This window comes from Salinisphaera sp., from assembly GCF_002729955.1.
GTDB lineage: Bacteria > Pseudomonadota > Gammaproteobacteria > Nevskiales > Salinisphaeraceae > Salinisphaera.
The window spans coordinates 65,850-81,465 of the sequence record NZ_PBYA01000058.1; the positions used below are offsets into that span (position 1 = coordinate 65,850).

General features: G+C 64.5%; 14 protein-coding genes. 10 read left to right on the top strand and 4 right to left on the bottom strand.

The genetic code is table 11. From position 1 onward, the window contains the following. Nucleotides 1-978: a 23S rRNA pseudouridine(1911/1915/1917) synthase RluD gene (rluD, locus tag CMN27_RS17280; protein ID WP_293628513.1), complete on the top strand. Its 978-nt coding sequence runs from the start codon at nucleotides 1-3 to the stop codon at nucleotides 976-978. Continuing rightward, nucleotides 971-1,726 carry a peptidoglycan editing factor PgeF gene (pgeF, locus tag CMN27_RS17285; protein ID WP_293628515.1) on the top strand — a complete coding sequence of 252 codons (756 nt, stop codon included), beginning with the start codon at nucleotides 971-973 and terminating at the stop codon, nucleotides 1,724-1,726. Before rluD ends, pgeF begins: the two co-directional genes overlap by 8 nt. Nucleotides 1,727-2,429: 703 nt before the next feature. Here pgeF and uvrA read toward each other — a convergent pair. Continuing rightward, the gene (gene uvrA / locus CMN27_RS17290) at nucleotides 2,430-5,408 is read right to left on the bottom strand and encodes an excinuclease ABC subunit UvrA (protein ID WP_293628517.1); all 2,979 of its coding nucleotides are present in this window, start codon (nucleotides 5,406-5,408) and stop codon (nucleotides 2,430-2,432) included. Between the two features lie 285 nt (nucleotides 5,409-5,693). On the opposite strand from uvrA, the gene CMN27_RS17295 reads away from it, so the two are divergent. The 4 genes from CMN27_RS17295 to CMN27_RS17310 all read left to right on the top strand — a co-directional run bounded on the left by CMN27_RS17295 (nucleotide 5,694) and on the right by CMN27_RS17310 (nucleotide 9,609). Beyond that, nucleotides 5,694-7,076, top strand: a complete 1,383-nt coding sequence (locus CMN27_RS17295) for an MFS transporter (protein WP_293628519.1) — start codon at nucleotides 5,694-5,696, stop codon at nucleotides 7,074-7,076. Nucleotides 7,077-7,094: 18 nt separating this feature from the next. Then, on the top strand, nucleotides 7,095-7,640 hold the full coding sequence (gene ssb, locus CMN27_RS17300) for a single-stranded DNA-binding protein (protein WP_293628521.1): 546 nt from the start codon (nucleotides 7,095-7,097) through the stop codon (nucleotides 7,638-7,640). Between the two features lie 526 nt (nucleotides 7,641-8,166). Further along, nucleotides 8,167-8,895, top strand: coding sequence for a Crp/Fnr family transcriptional regulator (locus tag CMN27_RS17305; protein ID WP_293628523.1), 729 nt, complete (start codon nucleotides 8,167-8,169; stop codon nucleotides 8,893-8,895). A gap of 120 nt (nucleotides 8,896-9,015) precedes the next feature. Continuing rightward, a complete protein-coding gene (locus CMN27_RS17310; protein ID WP_293628525.1) occupies nucleotides 9,016-9,609 on the top strand; it encodes a pyridoxal 5'-phosphate synthase in 594 nt (197 codons plus the stop codon). A gap of 48 nt (nucleotides 9,610-9,657) precedes the next feature. On the opposite strand, the gene CMN27_RS17315 is transcribed toward CMN27_RS17310, so the two are convergent. From CMN27_RS17315 to CMN27_RS17325, 3 genes are all read right to left on the bottom strand, one after another. After that, nucleotides 9,658-10,101, bottom strand: coding sequence for a universal stress protein (locus CMN27_RS17315; RefSeq protein WP_293628527.1), 444 nt, complete (start codon nucleotides 10,099-10,101; stop codon nucleotides 9,658-9,660). 51 nt (nucleotides 10,102-10,152) lie between these two features. Beyond that, nucleotides 10,153-10,635 carry a universal stress protein gene (locus tag CMN27_RS17320; RefSeq protein ID WP_293628529.1) on the bottom strand — a complete coding sequence of 161 codons (483 nt, stop codon included), beginning with the start codon at nucleotides 10,633-10,635 and terminating at the stop codon, nucleotides 10,153-10,155. A gap of 289 nt (nucleotides 10,636-10,924) precedes the next feature. Continuing rightward, a complete protein-coding gene (locus CMN27_RS17325) occupies nucleotides 10,925-11,605 on the bottom strand; it encodes an OmpW family outer membrane protein (RefSeq protein ID WP_293628531.1) in 681 nt (226 codons plus the stop codon). 240 nt (nucleotides 11,606-11,845) lie between these two features. Here CMN27_RS17325 and CMN27_RS17330 point away from each other — a divergent pair, with 240 nt between their 5' ends. The 4 genes from CMN27_RS17330 (at nucleotide 11,846) to ybeY (ending at nucleotide 15,576) form a co-directional block, all read left to right on the top strand. Beyond that, on the top strand, nucleotides 11,846-12,592 hold the full coding sequence (locus CMN27_RS17330; RefSeq protein WP_293628533.1) for a cyclic nucleotide-binding domain-containing protein: 747 nt from the start codon (nucleotides 11,846-11,848) through the stop codon (nucleotides 12,590-12,592). A gap of 108 nt (nucleotides 12,593-12,700) precedes the next feature. After that, nucleotides 12,701-14,083, top strand: coding sequence for a tRNA (N6-isopentenyl adenosine(37)-C2)-methylthiotransferase MiaB (miaB, locus tag CMN27_RS17335; RefSeq protein WP_293628535.1), 1,383 nt, complete (start codon nucleotides 12,701-12,703; stop codon nucleotides 14,081-14,083). Nucleotides 14,084-14,113: 30 nt separating this feature from the next. Next, nucleotides 14,114-15,097, top strand: coding sequence for a PhoH family protein (locus CMN27_RS17340; protein ID WP_293628537.1), 984 nt, complete (start codon nucleotides 14,114-14,116; stop codon nucleotides 15,095-15,097). Between the two features lie 68 nt (nucleotides 15,098-15,165). Then, the gene (ybeY, locus tag CMN27_RS17345; protein WP_366515487.1) at nucleotides 15,166-15,576 is read left to right on the top strand and encodes an rRNA maturation RNase YbeY; all 411 of its coding nucleotides are present in this window, start codon (nucleotides 15,166-15,168) and stop codon (nucleotides 15,574-15,576) included. The last annotated feature ends 40 nt before the right edge of the window (nucleotides 15,577-15,616 follow it).

The following is a 15,616-nucleotide window of genomic DNA, read 5'->3' on the forward strand; positions in this document are numbered from 1 at the left end:
ATGTCGGCAAGTTATCGTGCCCCGGATTTCGAGGCACCGATCCCAGACGAGTTTTCCGGCGCCCGGCTGGATCGTGCCCTGGCAGCGATGCTGCCCGATTATTCACGCTCGCGCCTGCAGAACTGGCTGGCCGAAGGTGCCCTGACCGTCGATGGCGAGAACCCGCCGGCCAAGACCAAGGTCGCCGGCGGCGAAACCGTGCGCCTGACCGTGCCCAGCGAGCCGGACGACGACCGGGTGGTCGCCGAGCCGATCGGACTGAACATCATCTACGAGGACGAGGCCATCATCGTGCTCGACAAGCCGGCCGGGCTGGTCATGCACCCGGGGGCCGGCAATCCCGACGGCACCCTGCAGAACGCACTCATCCACCACGATGAATCGATGGCCGCGCTGCCGCGCGCCGGCATCGTGCATCGGCTGGACAAGGACACCTCCGGCATTCTGGTGGTGGCGCGCACGTTCGCGGCCCATGCAAAGCTGGTGGCCGATCTGGCCGAACGCACGGTCAAGCGCGAATACGAGGCCGTGGCCGTGGGCGTCATGACCGCGGGCGGCCATGTGGATGCCCCGATCGATCGCCACCCGGTCGATCGCAAACGCATGGCCGTACGCGATTCCGGGCGCGAGGCGATTACCCATTACCGCGTGATCGATCGGTATCGGGCACACACGCACGTACGCTGTCGGCTGGAAACCGGCCGCACCCATCAGATTCGTGTGCATCTGGCCCATATCCGGTTTCCGTTGCTGGGCGATGCCACCTATGGCCGACGGCTGGCCGTGCCCCGCGATTCCAGCGACGCGTTCGCCACCGCGCTTCGGGGCTTTCGCCGCCAGGCGCTGCATGCGCGCCGGCTCGGACTCAATCATCCGGTGACCGGCGAATACATGAGCTGGAGCGCGCCAAGACCTGACGATTTCGAACAGCTGCTCGCCGCGCTGGCCGACGATGCCCGGGCACATGACCATGGCTGAGCCGATCGGATTTCTGGCCGCCGACTGGCCGGCGCCGGCCCATATCAAGGCCGGCACCACGCTACGCAGCGGCGGCGTGAGCCTGCCGCCGTTCGACAGCCTCAATCTCGGCGATCGGGCCGGCGATGAGCCGGCCGCGGTGGCGACCAACCGACAACGGGTGCGCGAATCTCTGAATCTGCCGAATGAGCCTGTTTGGCTTTACCAGGTCCACGGCACGCGCGTCGTCGATGCCGGCTGCGATATCGCGGGTGAGGCCGATGCCAGCATCGCCCGCCATCGCGATGCCGTCTGTGCGGTGATGACCGCGGATTGCCTGCCGGTGTTGTTCTGTGACACCGCGGGCCGCTGCTGGGGGGCGGCCCATGCCGGCTGGCGCGGACTGGCAGAGGGCGTGCTCGAAGCCACGATCGACGCGCTGGCCGCGCCCCCGGGCGACCTCATGGCCTGGCTGGGCCCGTCGATCGGCGCCCACAACTTTGAAGTGGGCGAGGACGTGCGTGCCGCGTTCTGCGAGCGCGCGCCGGGCGATGCAGCCGCGTTCGTTGCCCGCGACACGCCGGGCAAATATCTCGCCGATATCTATGCACTGGCCCGCGCCCGCCTCGAACGCGCCGGGGTGCACGCCGTCTACGGCGGCGGCCTGTGCACCATCGACGACGCCGCCCGTTTCTATTCCTATCGCCGCAACGGCGCCCGCACCGGCCGCATGGCCTCGCTGATCTGGCACGCCCGCGAGCCGAACTAGCGGCTTTGGTCAGGTTCAAGCCGACGGAGCACCATCGAGCGAGCCGCATTCTGCTGCAATAAACGAAGCCAACACCGGCGAACGCGCCCGAACCGCGATCTGCGCTGATCTGTGTAGACCTGCGGCTCGCCTTTGACCGAACGCAGCCAAGTCACCCGGCTGCGTCACCCAAGCAAGTACGCCCCAAAAAGCTGCCCGCTCATCTGCGTTGATCTGCGCGAATCTGCGGATCGCCTCCGAAGGAACGGAGCCGACCCAACAGACGGCGCCCCGCAGTTCTTAAAGCCACAGCCGCCGCCCGCCAATCTGCGTAATTTGCGGATTCTTTCAAAGAGCGAAGCCGCCACTGGCGAATGCGCCCGACCCGCGAACCAACGCAAGCGCTAAACCGCAATCTGCGTTGAGCTGTGTAGATCTGCGGATCGCCTTTGAAGGAGCGCAGCCAAGTCACCCGACTGCGCCACCCAAGCGAGTACGCCCAAAAAGCTGCCCGCCCATCTGCGGATCGCCTTCGAAAGAACGGAGCCGGCCCAACAGATGGCGCCCCGTGGTTCATAGAGCCACAGACGCCGACCGCCCAATCTGCGTAATCGGCGCAATCTGTGGTTGCCCTCGAAGAACGAAGCCAATCCAGAGCCGGCGGCACACAACTGCCATCGCCCGAGAGCCAGGCCGCTACCGCTTTAACCCAGCGTAATCCGCCTCAGCTACTCGTCTTCGAACGCGGCTTCTTGCGGCTGGCGGTGATTTTCTTCTCGGCCGAGCCGGACGCCTTCTTGGCAGCCGTCTTCTTTTCCTTCTTCGGCGGCAGCGCCAGATCACGCTCGTCGCCCGACGTGTTGTGCCCGGTGCCGGGCGCGCTATCGCCCAGCATGGGCTTGAGAAAACGCCCGGTATGGGAGGCTTCGATGGCGGCCACGTCTTCCGGCGTGCCGGTGGCGATGATCTCGCCGCCGCCTTCGCCGCCCTCCGGGCCCAGATCGACGAGCCAGTCGGCGGACTTGATCACGTCCAGATTGTGCTCGATCACGATCACCGCGTTACCGGCATCGCGAAGGCGTAACAGCACCTTCAGCAACTGGTTGATGTCGTGGAAGTGCAGGCCCGTGGTGGGCTCGTCCAGCAGATAGAGCGTGCGCCCTGTATCGCGCTTGGACAGCTCGCGGGCGAGCTTGATGCGCTGGGCCTCGCCGCCGGACAGCGTGGTCGCGTTCTGGCCGAGCTTCACATAGCTCAGGCCCACGTCCATGAGCGTTTCCAGCTTGCGTTTCAGGCTCGGCACCGGGGCGAAGAACTCCAGCGCGGCTTCCACGCGCATTTCCAGCACGTCGGAAATGGTCTTGCCCTTGTAGTGGACCTGAAGGGTTTCACGGTTGTAGCGCGCGCCCTTGCAGGTATCGCAGGTGACATAGACATCCGGCAGAAAGTGCATCTCCACCTTGATCACGCCATCGCCCTGACAGGCCTCGCAGCGTCCGCCCTTCACGTTGAAGGAGAACCGGCCCGGCTGATAGCCGCGTGCCCGGGCTTCCGGGGTGTTCGCGAACAGCTCGCGGATAGTGCCGAACAGCCCGGTGTAGGTCGCCGGGTTGGAACGCGGCGTACGCCCGATCGGGGCCTGGCTGATATCGATGACCTTGTCGAGATGCTCCAGGCCCTCGATCGAGGTCATGGGTGCGGCCCGTGCCACCGCCCGGTTGACCTGGCGCGCGGCGGCCGGGAACAGGGTTTCGTTGATCAGCGTCGACTTGCCCGAGCCGGATACGCCGGTGATGCAGGTCAGCTGGCCCATGGACAGCTCGACCGAGACGTTCTTGAGGTTGTTGCCGCGTGCGCCGTTGATCTTGATCACGCGTTCTTTGTCGAAGGCGATACGGTTTTCGGGAATGGGGATCGTCAGGCGGCCGGACAGATACTGGCCGGTCAGCGATTGTTCGTTAGCCGCGATCTGTTCGGCGCTGCCCTGGGCGATGACGTGGCCGCCGTGGTCGCCTGCGCCGAGGCCCATGTCGACCACGTATTCGGCTTCGCGGATCGCGTCTTCGTCGTGTTCGACCACGATCACGGTATTGCCCAGATCGCGCAGGCGTTCGAGCGTGTTGAGCAGGCGCCGGTTGTCGCGCTGGTGCAGGCCGATGGAGGGCTCGTCGAGCACATACATCACGCCCACCAGCCCCGCGCCGATCTGGCTGGCCAGACGAATACGCTGGGCCTCGCCGCCGGACAGCGTTTCCGCGCTGCGCGACAGGGTCAGATAATTCAGGCCCACGTCGAGCAGGAACTTCACCCGGGCCTTGATCTCCTTGAGGATCGGCTCGGCGATCTCGGCACGGTGGCCGGGAATATCCAGCGATTCGGCGATCTCGTAAGCGCCGGCAATACTGGCCGCGTTGATTTCGGGGAGGGTGCGATCGGCCACGCGGACATGCCGGGCCGCCTGGTTCAGGCGGGCGCCGCCGCAGCTGGGGCAGGCCTTGTCGGACAGATACTTGGCCAGTTCTTCGCGTACCGCCATCGAATCCGTTTCTGCATAGCGGCGCTGCATGTTGTCGAGCACGCCCTCGAAGGCGTGCTTGCGTACACGGGTACGCCCGCGGGCGTTGACGTAGCGGAACTCGATCTTCTCGCGGCCGGAGCCGTGCAGGATGATCTTGCGGGCTTTTTCGGGCAGCTCGCGCCAGGGCGTGTCCACGTCGAAGCCGTATTTCTCGGCCAGCGACTGAATCAGGCCGAAGAAATAGGGGTTGCGTCGGTCCCAGCCGCGGACCGCGCCGCCGGCCAGGCTCAGCGAGTCGTCGGTGATTACGCGGTCGACATCGAAAACCGCCAGCGAGCCCAGCCCGTCGCAGGCGCTGCAGGCGCCATGCGGCGAGTTGAAGGAGAACAGCCGCGGTTCCATGTCGTTAATGGAATAGCCACAGACCGGGCAGGCGAACTGCGAGGAAAACACCTCCGGCTCGCCGTCGCCGCGCCAGGGCAGGATCCAGGCAATGCCTTCGGACAGGCGCAGGGCGGTCTCGAAGGATTCGGCCAGACGCTGCTGAATACCGTCGCGGATCTTGAAGCGGTCCACGACCACTTCGATATCGTGCTTCACCTTGGGGTTGAGTTCCGGCACTTCGTCGATTTCGACGATCTCGCCGTCTACCCGCATACGCACGAAGCCCTGGCCCCGCATCTGTTCGAAGACGTCGCGATGCTCGCCCTTGCGCGAGCGAATCACCGGCGCGAGCAGCATCCAGGCCGACTCGGCCTCTTTTTCCAGCGTCTGGTCGACCATCTGCGACACGCTCTGGGCGGTCAGCGGTTCGTCGTGATCCGGGCAATAGGGCGTACCCGCGCGTGCGAACAGCAGGCGCAGATAATCATGAATCTCGGTGACCGTGCCCACCGTCGAACGCGGATTGTGCGAGGTCGATTTCTGTTCGATGGAAATGGCCGGCGACAGGCCCTCGATGGAATCGAGATCCGGCTTTTCCATCATCGACAGGAACTGGCGCGCATAGGCCGACAGCGATTCGACATAGCGACGCTGGCCTTCGGCATAGACCGTGTCGAAGGCGAGGCTCGACTTGCCCGAGCCGGACAGGCCGGTAATCACGATCAGCTGGTTGCGCGGCAGATCGAGATCGACGTTCTGGAGGTTGTGCGTACGGGCACCGCGGATGCGGATACTGTCCATGAAGCGGGCGCGATGGGGAGGAATAGCCCACAAGTATACGCAGCGTCGCAAGGGCGCCCCAAACAACGTTAGCCCCGGCCTTTACAGGCCCCTGTGGTAGAATTCGCGGCCTGATTGGCGCCGCCAATCGACGGCCCTGGCCGCCGTGCATTCGTGTCGCGCGGCCTGTTGGCACGGCCCGCGAATGCCGCTCGATCCCATGCCCCGAGGGCGGGTGACGGCTCACAGGCACCGTATGCGTCGTGCGGCCGCCGGCATCGCACCCATACCTGGCAAGAGTTGCTCATGACCAGATTCGAAACCCGGGCGGCCTTCTCGCTGGCAGGCATCTTCTCCCTGCGCATGCTCGGCCTGTTCATGATCTACCCGGTGTTCACGTTCTATGCCAAGCATCTGAACGGTTCCACGCCGTTCACGGTGGGGCTGGCCCTGGGCGCCTACGGCCTCACCCAGGCCCTGCTGCAGATCCCCTTCGGCATGCTCTCCGATCGCTTCGGGCGCAAGCGCATGATCTGCATCGGCCTGCTGATCTTTGCGCTGGGCAGTATCGTGGCGGCGCTGTCGGGCAGTATTTATGGCGTGATCGCCGGGCGTATTCTGCAGGGCGCAGGCGCGGTCGGCTCGGTCATTCTTGCCCTGGGCGCGGATCTGACCCGCGAAGAACAGCGCACCAAGACGATGGCCGTGATCGGCATGACCATCGGCCTGTCGTTTGCGTTGGCCCTGGTGCTCGGCCCGCTGCTCAATGCCGTGATCGGCGTATCCGGCATTTTCTGGACCACGGCGTTAATGGCGCTGGTGGGTATTGGCGTGCTGTATCGCGTCACCCCGGAACCGGCCGTGCTGCAATCGCACCGGGATACCGGGGCAGTGCCGGCGATGTTTCGGCGCGTGCTTACCGATGGTCAGCTGCTGCGCCTGGATTTCGGCATCTTCGCGCTGCACGCCATGCTCACCGCGAGCTTCATCGCCGTGCCCGTGCTGCTGCGCGATGTGGTCGGCGTGGGTGAAAGCGAACTGTGGATGGTCTATCTGCCGGTATTGGCCGTGTCGGTGATGATCATGGTGCCAATGATCATCCTGGCCGAGGCCAAGCGGAAGATGAAATCCGTTTTCGTCGGCGCCGTGGTTACGCTTGGCCTGACCCAGGTCGCACTGCTGGCCTGGCACAACAGTCTGGTCGAGCTGGTGGTGGTGCTCACGCTGTTCTTTGCCGCCTTCAATACCATGGAGGCGAGCCTGCCGTCGTTGATTTCCAAGGCCGCGCCGGCCGATGCCAAGGGCACGGCCATGGGCGTTTATTCCAGCTCGCAGTTCTTCGGCATCTTCATCGGCGGTACCGTGGGCGGCTGGGCCTACGGCATCGACGGGCCGGCCGGTGTCTTCATTTTCTCGGCGATCGTGGCGCTGCTATGGTTCGCTGTCGCAGTGACCATGAAACCGCCGCGCTTCACGCGGATGCGCATGATCAGCGTTCAGGTGGCGAACGCGGCCGAGGCACGGGCGCTGGAAGCCGAACTGCTCGCCCAGACGGGCGTGGTCGAGGCTGCGGTTGCGCTCGACGAAGGCGTGGCCTATATAAAAGTCGACAGCGCGAAGGCAGACGATGTCGATCTCGACGCATTTTCCCGGCGCTCCGCACACACGGGTGCGAGCCAGCCGACCTAACATCGATGGAGTGTTGCAATGGCAAGTAGGGGCATTAACAAGGCGATTCTGATCGGCAATCTCGGCGCCGACCCGGAAACGCGTTATACCGCCGGCGGCACCGCGGTGACCAACGTCAATCTCGCCACCTCGGACACCTGGCGCGACAAGTCCAGCGGCGAGATGCAGGAACGCACCGAATGGCACCGCGTGGTGTTTTTTGCGCGTCTGGCCGAAGTGGCCGGTGAATACCTGCGCAAGGGTTCCAAGATCTACGTCGAAGGGCGTATCCAGACCCGCAAGTACCAGAACAAGGATGGCCAGGACGTCTACACCACCGAGATTGTCGGCAACGAGATGCAGATGCTCGACTCGAAAGGCGGCAGCGGTGGCGGTGGCAGTGCCCCGTTCGGCGGCGGTGGCGGCCAGCAGCAGCGTCCGCCCCAACAGGGCGGCGGCTATGGCGGTCAGGGCGGCGGCCAGGGCGGTCGCGGTGGCCAGCAGTCCTATCAGCCGCCGCAGCGCGAGCCGGCCGGCGGCGATCCCGGCTTCGACGACGATCTGGACGACGATATTCCGTTCTAGCTTTGCTGGCCTGATCGGCCCGGCGGCGTGATAACGCCCCAACGCAGGATGAGACGGGGCGGCCGGGCGCCCCGCGAGCCGGACGAGGTGCGCTGAAAACCCCGGCGAACTGCGGCCCGGCGGGCGGCGCGTAGGTTCGCTCGCGGCCATCAGGTCCGATGCGCTCGGCGACTGCCCGCTTGTTCAGGCGGGGCGTTCATAAAGAGCCACGCCAACGTGCGGAAGCTGAGCGCCCAGGCTGGCCAGCATGACCGGCGCTCTTTGCAGCGGATCGGCCTATCTCGCCGCCGATTCGCGATCGCCGCGGTCGCAAGACGGCCGACGTCACCGACTAGGCGCCGGCACGGGCCGGAGAAGTTCGGCCTACAACTCCTCGCGGGCCTTGCCTTGACCCAGATCAATGTATGGGGTTCGGGCGCACGCGATCATCGCGCGATGAATCCAGTTTTCGTATCGGAACATGGCTGCTCGGTGGCTCGGGTTCGGGCGGCGCTCGGCATGACACGGCTGACGGCGGGTCGCGGCGATGGCTGTTAACGACAGCGTCGCGGCGCGCGAGATTCGCACCGCGCTCGCGCCCCAGTATTTTCTCGAGGGCATGTCCGAGGTGCGCCGGGCGCGCCTGCTGCATAGCGCCAGCACCCATGTGTTCGCAGCCGGCCAGACGCTGTTTCATCGCGGCGACATGGCCGAAAGCTTCTTCGTCGTCCTCGAAGGGCGGGTCAAGCTCTATCGGCTGTCCATCGACGGCGACGAAAAGATCATGGGGCTGGTGGGCGCGGGCGAGAGCTTTGGCGAGGGCATACTGTTCATGGAACCGCCGCGCTATCCGGTGAGCGCACAGGCGCTGGAGAACAGCCGCGTCGTGGCGATCAGCCGCGCCGATTATCTCGACGAGATCCAGCATTGCTTTGGCACCTGCATGGCGGTCATGCACAAGCTCACCGCGCGGATCGAACGCCTGCTCGACGAGGTCGAATCGCTTACCCTCAAGGATAGCCGCTATCGCGTGGTCAATTACCTGCTGGAGTTGATTCCGGAGCGGGCGACCGGGCCGGTTCAGCTGTGCCTGCCCACATCCAAGAGCGCGATCGCGGGGCGTTTGGCCATTCGCGCAGAGACCTTTTCCCGGACGCTGCGACAGCTCGCCGAGAACGGCACGATCGTGCTCTGCGGCGGCCGCATGATCGAGGTGCCCAACCCTCGGGTCTTGCGCCATGCCCTGGGCGCGAAGTCGGCGGGCGTTGCGTCGTGATCGCCGTCGTTCAGTGATGGCCAGTCGATCGCGTGCCGTCGCGAAAGCGCGGAACGGAGCGGATGTCGCCGACCGTTTAGCAACGAGGGTCGCTTTGTTTATCGATGCGAGGTATGGCTTATGAACACGCCCGATATTGTCGATCCGGTACTTGGCCTCATCGACTGGATCGCCGCGGCACGTGAACGCGGCGAGCCCGATCCGCAGACCGCGACCCTGGCGACGGTCGACCCGGCCTTCGCAAGGCCGAGCGTGCGTACGATCAGTGTGCAGATCGACACGGATTCGCTGGTGTTTTTCGTCAACGCCCATACCGGCAAGGGCCAGCAGCTGCAGTGGCATCCTTATGTCGCGCTGTGTTTTTTCTGGCACGGCGTGCAGCAGCAGATTACCGTGGAAGGCGTGGTCGAGGCGCTCGACGCAGTAGACGCGGACCGGCTCTGGGCACAGCGTTCGCGCGACAGCCAGCTTACCGCCCGCAGTTCCCAGCAGCAGGCCGTGTTCGGAGATCCCGAGGCCTTTCGGCAGCGGCGAGAGCAGGAACGCCACAGCTACGACTTCGAGCATGTGCCCCGCCCGGCGCACTGGGTCGGCTACCGGTTGCTACCCACGCGGCTGGAATTCTGGGCGGCCGGGTGGCACCGCCAGCATCCGCGCTGGCTGTTCGAGCGGGCGCCGGATGGCGGCTGGCAATCCAGTGTGCAGGAGCCCTGAATAGACAACGCCCGGCCAGGCCGGGCGTTTTCCTGACAAGCTGCTCGTTCAGCTCCAGTCCCAGCAATCGCTGTGATGCAGCACCAGAACGCTCGCGCGTGCACGCCGCAACACCCGATCGGCGGTGCCGCCCAGCACGAGGTCGCGTACCTTCGGGTCGTGCGAAGCGATGGCGATCAATCCGGCGCCCACATCGATGGCGCGCCGGACGATGGTCTGGGCGATGGGGCCGATAACCGCCTCGCAGGTCCAGCTGATGTCGTCGGCGTACTCGAGCCGGGCCAGCTCGGTAAGCTGGGACTCGGTGAGTTTCTGGGCTTCGCCCACGAAATTCTGCGGCACATAGGGCCAGACCGAGATTTCCGTCGGCACGACGCTCAGTAGGTGAAGCGCGGCGTTGTGCCGACGGGCGAGCGTCGTGGTCGCCGAAAAGATCAGATCGAAATTCGCTTCGTGGGCGAGATCGATCGGTACGAGGATGCAGTTCTTCATATCGGCACTCGCGCGAGGGGTCGGTGACGATCCGGACGGACTGGACCGAAATCAGTCGGCCAGCGGGTCGCGGCTTTCGTCGTGGATGTCGGCGGCATGGGGCTCGCGTTTCTGGCGTACCACCAGTACCGAGTGCTGCGAATGTTTGACCACCTGGCTGGCAATACTGCCCAGCAGAACGTCCCAGAACTTCGGGTTGTGGGAGGCCATGACGATGAGGTCGGCGCCGAAATGGTCGGCGCGACGCACGATCGTGCGAGCCACCGGGCCCACGCGTACGTCTACCTGCCAGTTGCCGTCTTCGCCCAGGTATTGCCGGCCCACGCGCTCGAGCTGCGCATGCGCGGTCTCACCGAGTTTTCTGACATAGTCGGTGCCGACATAAGGGAAGTCGCCAGCATCGATCTGGGGTATGACACTCAGCAGGATGACCGTCGCGCCGGTGTTGCCGGCCACGCGTTTGACGTTTTCGAACACGCTGTCGAAAACCGCATCCTGATTGAGATCCAGCGGTACGAGAATGGTCTGTGACATGTCGATCTCCTTTATTGTGTGCTTGCAGTATCACGCGGGTGTCGGACACAGGGCTTGATCTGGATCAAATGCCGATGGGTCACACAACATGAAATTTGCCGGCAGATGGATGGTCGAGCGGTTGCAGCGCCGGAATTCGGCAATCTGCGCGCAGCGTCAGGCTTCGGGTGATCGTTAACGCATGGTGCAGCAATGCCTGATGGGTACCGTCGCGAACGACGGCGGGGCGAACACGAGGCCCGCCCCGGCACAGGGAGCCAGAAGCTGGCTCCGACGATCGCGCGGTGAACTAGAAGCGATAGCCCAGCGCGAGCGTATAGACCCACGGGTCGACGTCCACATCGACATGGGTGCTGCCGGTCGCGGTACGCACCTCGGCCGTGGTTTCGATCTGCAGATAGCGCACGTCGGCGTTGATCAACCAGCGGTCGTTGAGCGCGTAGTCAACGCCCACCTGCGCGGCCGGCCCGAAGGAGTCGTCGAGCTCGATCTTCTCGATGCCCAGGGCGCGTGCCTCGTCCGAGACATCTTCCGAGAAGAAGAACGTGTAGTTCAGGCCGAGACCCACATAGGGCGTGAACGCCGACTCGTTGTTGAAGCGGTACTGCATGCTCAGGGTGGGCGGCAGGTGCTTGATGTCGCCCAGCGGGGAGCCGTCGAGCGCGCCGCCGCTCAAGGTAAGGTCGTGCTTGAACGGCGAGGCGCCCAGCAGTTCGACCGCCAGGTTGTCGCTGAGCAGATAGGCGATCGTCAGCCCGAATTGCGGCTCGGAGCTCACGGCGACGTCCGTGCCCTGTAGCGCGGGCGCGAGTTCGCCATTACGGCTCGAGGTATTATCGTTGGGTGCGACGTAGGTTACGCCGCCGCGCACGATCCAGTCGCCGGCTTCGGCATGGGCGACGCCCGCGACGAATACCGAGGTCAGGGCGAGGGCCGCGGGGGCGATTACGGCACGCGGGAAGGACGTCATGGCAGGGCTCCTGTTCTATGGTTTAAGCGTCTGGAGAACAGGTTGGCCGGGTTGGGCCGAGGCGGTGTTGATTTAGGTCAATGAAGGCGCCGGTGCTTGCTCTTTATTTGATTGCGCACTAATCGATCCGCCGCAATGCGTTCGTGCACGACTAAAGAAGTCTGAAAATCGGGCGTTAATTGACTAATATTACGCGGCTATACGCACTTGTTCTTATTCTCAATCTCAGGGCAACCGTACATGCCGGCACTCTCCCAGCAAATGCAGCAGCTAAGCGAAACGTGCAGCCACTGCTCGTTGCGCTATCTGTGTTTGCCCGATCATCTTGAAACGCATGATCTGGAAAAGCTGGAACGCCTGGTGGATTCCGGCGCGCCGGTAGCAGCCGATACCGAGCTGTTCGCGCAGGGCGATGGTCTGACCCATATCTATGCCGTGCGCGACGGCTCTGCCAAGACCGTGCGCATCGACGAGGAAGGCTTCGAACAGATTCTGGGTTTCTACTACCCGGGCGATATTCTCGGCTTCGACGGTTTTGCTGATCAGAAACACCATTGCAGCGCGGTCGCGCTTGAAACGAGCCATTTCTGTCGGATCCCGGTCGATCAGCTCGATGCGCTGGTGGACGAGCTGCCGAGCCTGCGCCAGCGCCTGACGCGCCTGATGAGTCAGGTGCTTTCCGAAGACGGGCGCATGATGCTCACCCTGGGCCGCAAGGACAGCGAAGGCCGTATCAGCAGCCTGCTGCTGGGCTTGAGTCGGCGGCGCGCGCTGCGCGGCATGCCGGCCACCACCGTGCCGTTGAACATGAAGCGGGCCGATCTGGCCAACTTTCTGTCCATGCGCTTGGAAACGGTCAGCCGGGTGCTCACCCGCCTGCAGCGTGCGCAGATCATCAAGGTGTCGCAGCACCGGGTGGAAATTCTCGATCGCGACGCGCTGCGCGAGCGTTCGAGCCGCGGCGCCTGGGTAGCGGATCAGTCGTGATCGGCCGATGCCGGGCGCATATACCGGCCCCACGGCGACAAGCGCCTTGCACGATCGTTTACACTACGGCGCTTGCTTGAACTCGCCCGAAAACGGGCCGGACGGGTCATGACCAGCGCGACTCAACCCAAGGTCTTCGTTCAGACCTGGGGCTGCCAGATGAACGAATACGACTCGGCCAAGATGGTCGAGGTGCTGCGCAAGCAGCGCAACGCCGAGCGGGTCAACACGCCGGAAGAAGCCGATATCATCCTGCTCAACACCTGTTCGATCCGTGAAAAGGCGGCGGAGAAGGTGTTTTCGCAGCTCGGGCGCTGGCGCGAACTCAAGGCCGAGCGCCCCGATATCGTGATCGGCGTGGGCGGCTGTGTGGCCTCTCAGGAAGGCCATGCCATCCGCGAGCGCGCGCCGTTCGTGGACATGGTGTTCGGGCCGCAGACGCTGCACCGGCTGCCGGAAATGCTGGATGCGGTCCAGGACAACGGCGCCGGCATCGTCGATATCGCCTTTCCCGAAATCGACAAGTTCGATCACATGCCGCCGGCCAAGGCCGAGGGCGCGACGGCGTTCGTGTCCATCATGGAAGGCTGCTCGAAATACTGCAGCTTCTGTGTGGTGCCCTACACGCGGGGCGAAGAGATCTCGCGGCCCTTCGACGACGTGATTCTGGAAGTCGCCGAACTGGCCGAGCAGGGTGTGAAGGAAATCACGCTGCTGGGCCAGAACGTCAACGGCTATCGCGGGCCGATGGAAGACGGCTCGATCTGCGATCTGGCGATGCTGGTGGAGTTCGTGGCCGAAATCGAAGGCATCGAACGTATTCGCTATACCACCAGCCACCCGCTGGAATTCTCGGATGCGCTGATCGAGGCCTATGCCCGCGTGCCGAAGCTCGCCAACTATCTGCATCTGCCCGTTCAGTCGGGTTCGGATGCGGTGCTGGCTGACATGAAGCGCGGCTATACGGCCGATCATTTCCGTGAGCGCATCGCCAAGCTGCGCGCGGTGCGTCCGGATATCAGCCTGTCCACCGATATCATCGTCGGGCATCCCGGCGAGGGTGAGGCCGAGTTCGAGGCCACCATGCAGCTGGTCGAGGACATGCGCTTCGATGCGGCGTTTTCCTTCGTCTACAGCAAGCGCCCGGGCACGCCGGCGGCGGACATGACCGACGACACCCCGCGCGAGGTCAAGAAGGAACGCCTGGCGCGCCTGCAGGCCCGTATCGCCGAGTTCAATCGCCAGTACATGCAGGACATGATCGGTACCACCCAGCGCGTACTCGTGGAACGCGAGTCCAAACGTGGCGGCGGCCAGATGGCCGGGCGTACCGACTCCAATCGCTGGGTCAACTTCGACGGCCACCCGCGCATGGCCGGGCATTTCCTGGAAGTCGAAATCACCGAAGCGCTGGACAACTCGCTGCGTGGCCGCGTCGTGACCCGCGAGGAGCACGTGCCCATGCCCGATCTCGCGGCCGCGGCCGGCTGATCGGCCCCGCTGCCAACCCGACGAATCATCTTGAACGAATCCATCCGCAAGACTCTGGAACTGGACCCGCCGGATACGACCCGGCTGGCATATCTGTGCGGCCCGCAGGATCAGCACCTGCGCCTGATCGAGCGAACGCTGGATGTGCAGGTGCATAACCGTGGCCATCTGTTTCAGGTGGAGGGCAGTGAAGGGGCGGCCACGGCCGCCATCGATGCCCTCAACGAGCTTTACAGCGCGACCGCGGCCGGCGAAATCGGTCCGGATCGGGTGCATATCGTGGCCCGCACGGCCGAGCGCGAACTGCGCGGCGACAGCCAGGGCGGCGCGTCCGAACCTCGCGACGTGGTCATCAAGACCCGCCTGGGGCTGGTGCGCGGGCGCGGGCCGAGCCAGCGCCGCTATCTGGCCAATCTGGCCGACAATGATCTCAACTTCGGCATCGGCCCGGCCGGTACCGGCAAGACCTATCTTGCCGTGGCCGCCGCCGTCGACGCGCTGGAATCCGAGCGCGTGCGTCGCCTGCTGCTGGTGCGCCCGGCCGTGGAAGCCGGCGAGCGGCTGGGTTTTCTGCCCGGCGACCTCGCCCAGAAGATCGACCCCTATCTGCGCCCGCTCTACGATGCCCTCTATGAAATGCTCGGTTTCGATCGGGTGGGGCGGCTGATCGAGCGCAACGTCATCGAGATCGCGCCGCTGGCCTATATGCGCGGGCGCACGCTCAACGAAGCGTTCATCATTCTCGACGAGGCCCAGAACACCACCATCGAACAGATGAAGATGTTTCTGACCCGTATCGGCTTCGGCTCGACCGCCGTGGTTACCGGCGACATGACCCAGGTGGATCTGCCGGTGGCCAAGAAGTCGGGCCTGCGTCACGCGGTGCGGCTTCTGTCCGATATCGAGGGCATCAGCGTGACCAAATTCTCGGCGCGCGACGTGGTGCGCCACCCGCTGGTCCAGCGCATCGTGCAGGCCTACGATCGCGAAAGCGAAGCGGGCGAGCACAGCTAGCCGGCCACCGCATGGATATCGAACTCGCGCTGGACTGCGCGCCGGGCATTCACGCGCCCGATACCGACATGCTCGAGCGCGCCGCCGCGGCTGCGCTGCGCGGGGCGTCGTGCAGCGACGATGTCGCGTATGAGCTGGCCGTTCGTCTTGTCGGTGAGACCGAATCCGCAGAGCTCAACGGCGATTATCGCGACAAGCCGTATGCCACCAACGTGCTGTCGTTTCCTGCCGGCGCCGAACTGCCGGGGCTGACGGTGTTGGGCGATCTGGTGATCTGCATGCCGGTCATCGAGCGCGAAGCGAAAGAGCAGGGCAAGAGCGACGACGCACATCTGTCGCATATGGTGGTGCACGGCGTTTTGCACTTGCTCGGCTATGACCATATCGGCGACGATGAAGCCGAAACCATGGAGGCGATCGAGCGCGACGTGATGGCCGAGCTGGGCCACGACGATCCATACCGCGTGCTTGGCGTCTGAACGACTACCGCAGGCCGTAGGGCCGGGCCAGACAGGCTTG

Excerpts from the sequence above, each read along its gene's own strand:
- CMN27_RS17305 (WP_293628523.1), top strand. The coding sequence starts at position 8,167 with ATGGCTGTTAACGACAGCGTCGCGGCGCGCGAGATTCGCACCGCGCTC.
- CMN27_RS17330 (WP_293628533.1), top strand. The coding sequence starts at position 11,846 with ATGCCGGCACTCTCCCAGCAAATGCAGCAGCTAAGCGAAACGTGCAGC.
- rluD (WP_293628513.1), top strand. The coding sequence starts at position 1 with ATGTCGGCAAGTTATCGTGCCCCGGATTTCGAGGCACCGATCCCAGAC.
- CMN27_RS17320 (WP_293628529.1), bottom strand. The coding sequence starts at position 10,635 with ATGTCACAGACCATTCTCGTACCGCTGGATCTCAATCAGGATGCGGTT.
- CMN27_RS17325 (WP_293628531.1), bottom strand. The coding sequence starts at position 11,605 with ATGACGTCCTTCCCGCGTGCCGTAATCGCCCCCGCGGCCCTCGCCCTG.
- uvrA (WP_293628517.1), bottom strand. The coding sequence starts at position 5,408 with ATGGACAGTATCCGCATCCGCGGTGCCCGTACGCACAACCTCCAGAAC.
- ssb (WP_293628521.1), top strand. The coding sequence starts at position 7,095 with ATGGCAAGTAGGGGCATTAACAAGGCGATTCTGATCGGCAATCTCGGC.
- ybeY (WP_366515487.1), top strand. The coding sequence starts at position 15,166 with ATGCTCGAGCGCGCCGCCGCGGCTGCGCTGCGCGGGGCGTCGTGCAGC.
- CMN27_RS17310 (WP_293628525.1), top strand. The coding sequence starts at position 9,016 with ATGAACACGCCCGATATTGTCGATCCGGTACTTGGCCTCATCGACTGG.
- pgeF (WP_293628515.1), top strand. The coding sequence starts at position 971 with ATGGCTGAGCCGATCGGATTTCTGGCCGCCGACTGGCCGGCGCCGGCC.
- CMN27_RS17295 (WP_293628519.1), top strand. The coding sequence starts at position 5,694 with ATGACCAGATTCGAAACCCGGGCGGCCTTCTCGCTGGCAGGCATCTTC.
- CMN27_RS17315 (WP_293628527.1), bottom strand. The coding sequence starts at position 10,101 with ATGAAGAACTGCATCCTCGTACCGATCGATCTCGCCCACGAAGCGAAT.
- miaB (WP_293628535.1), top strand. The coding sequence starts at position 12,701 with ATGACCAGCGCGACTCAACCCAAGGTCTTCGTTCAGACCTGGGGCTGC.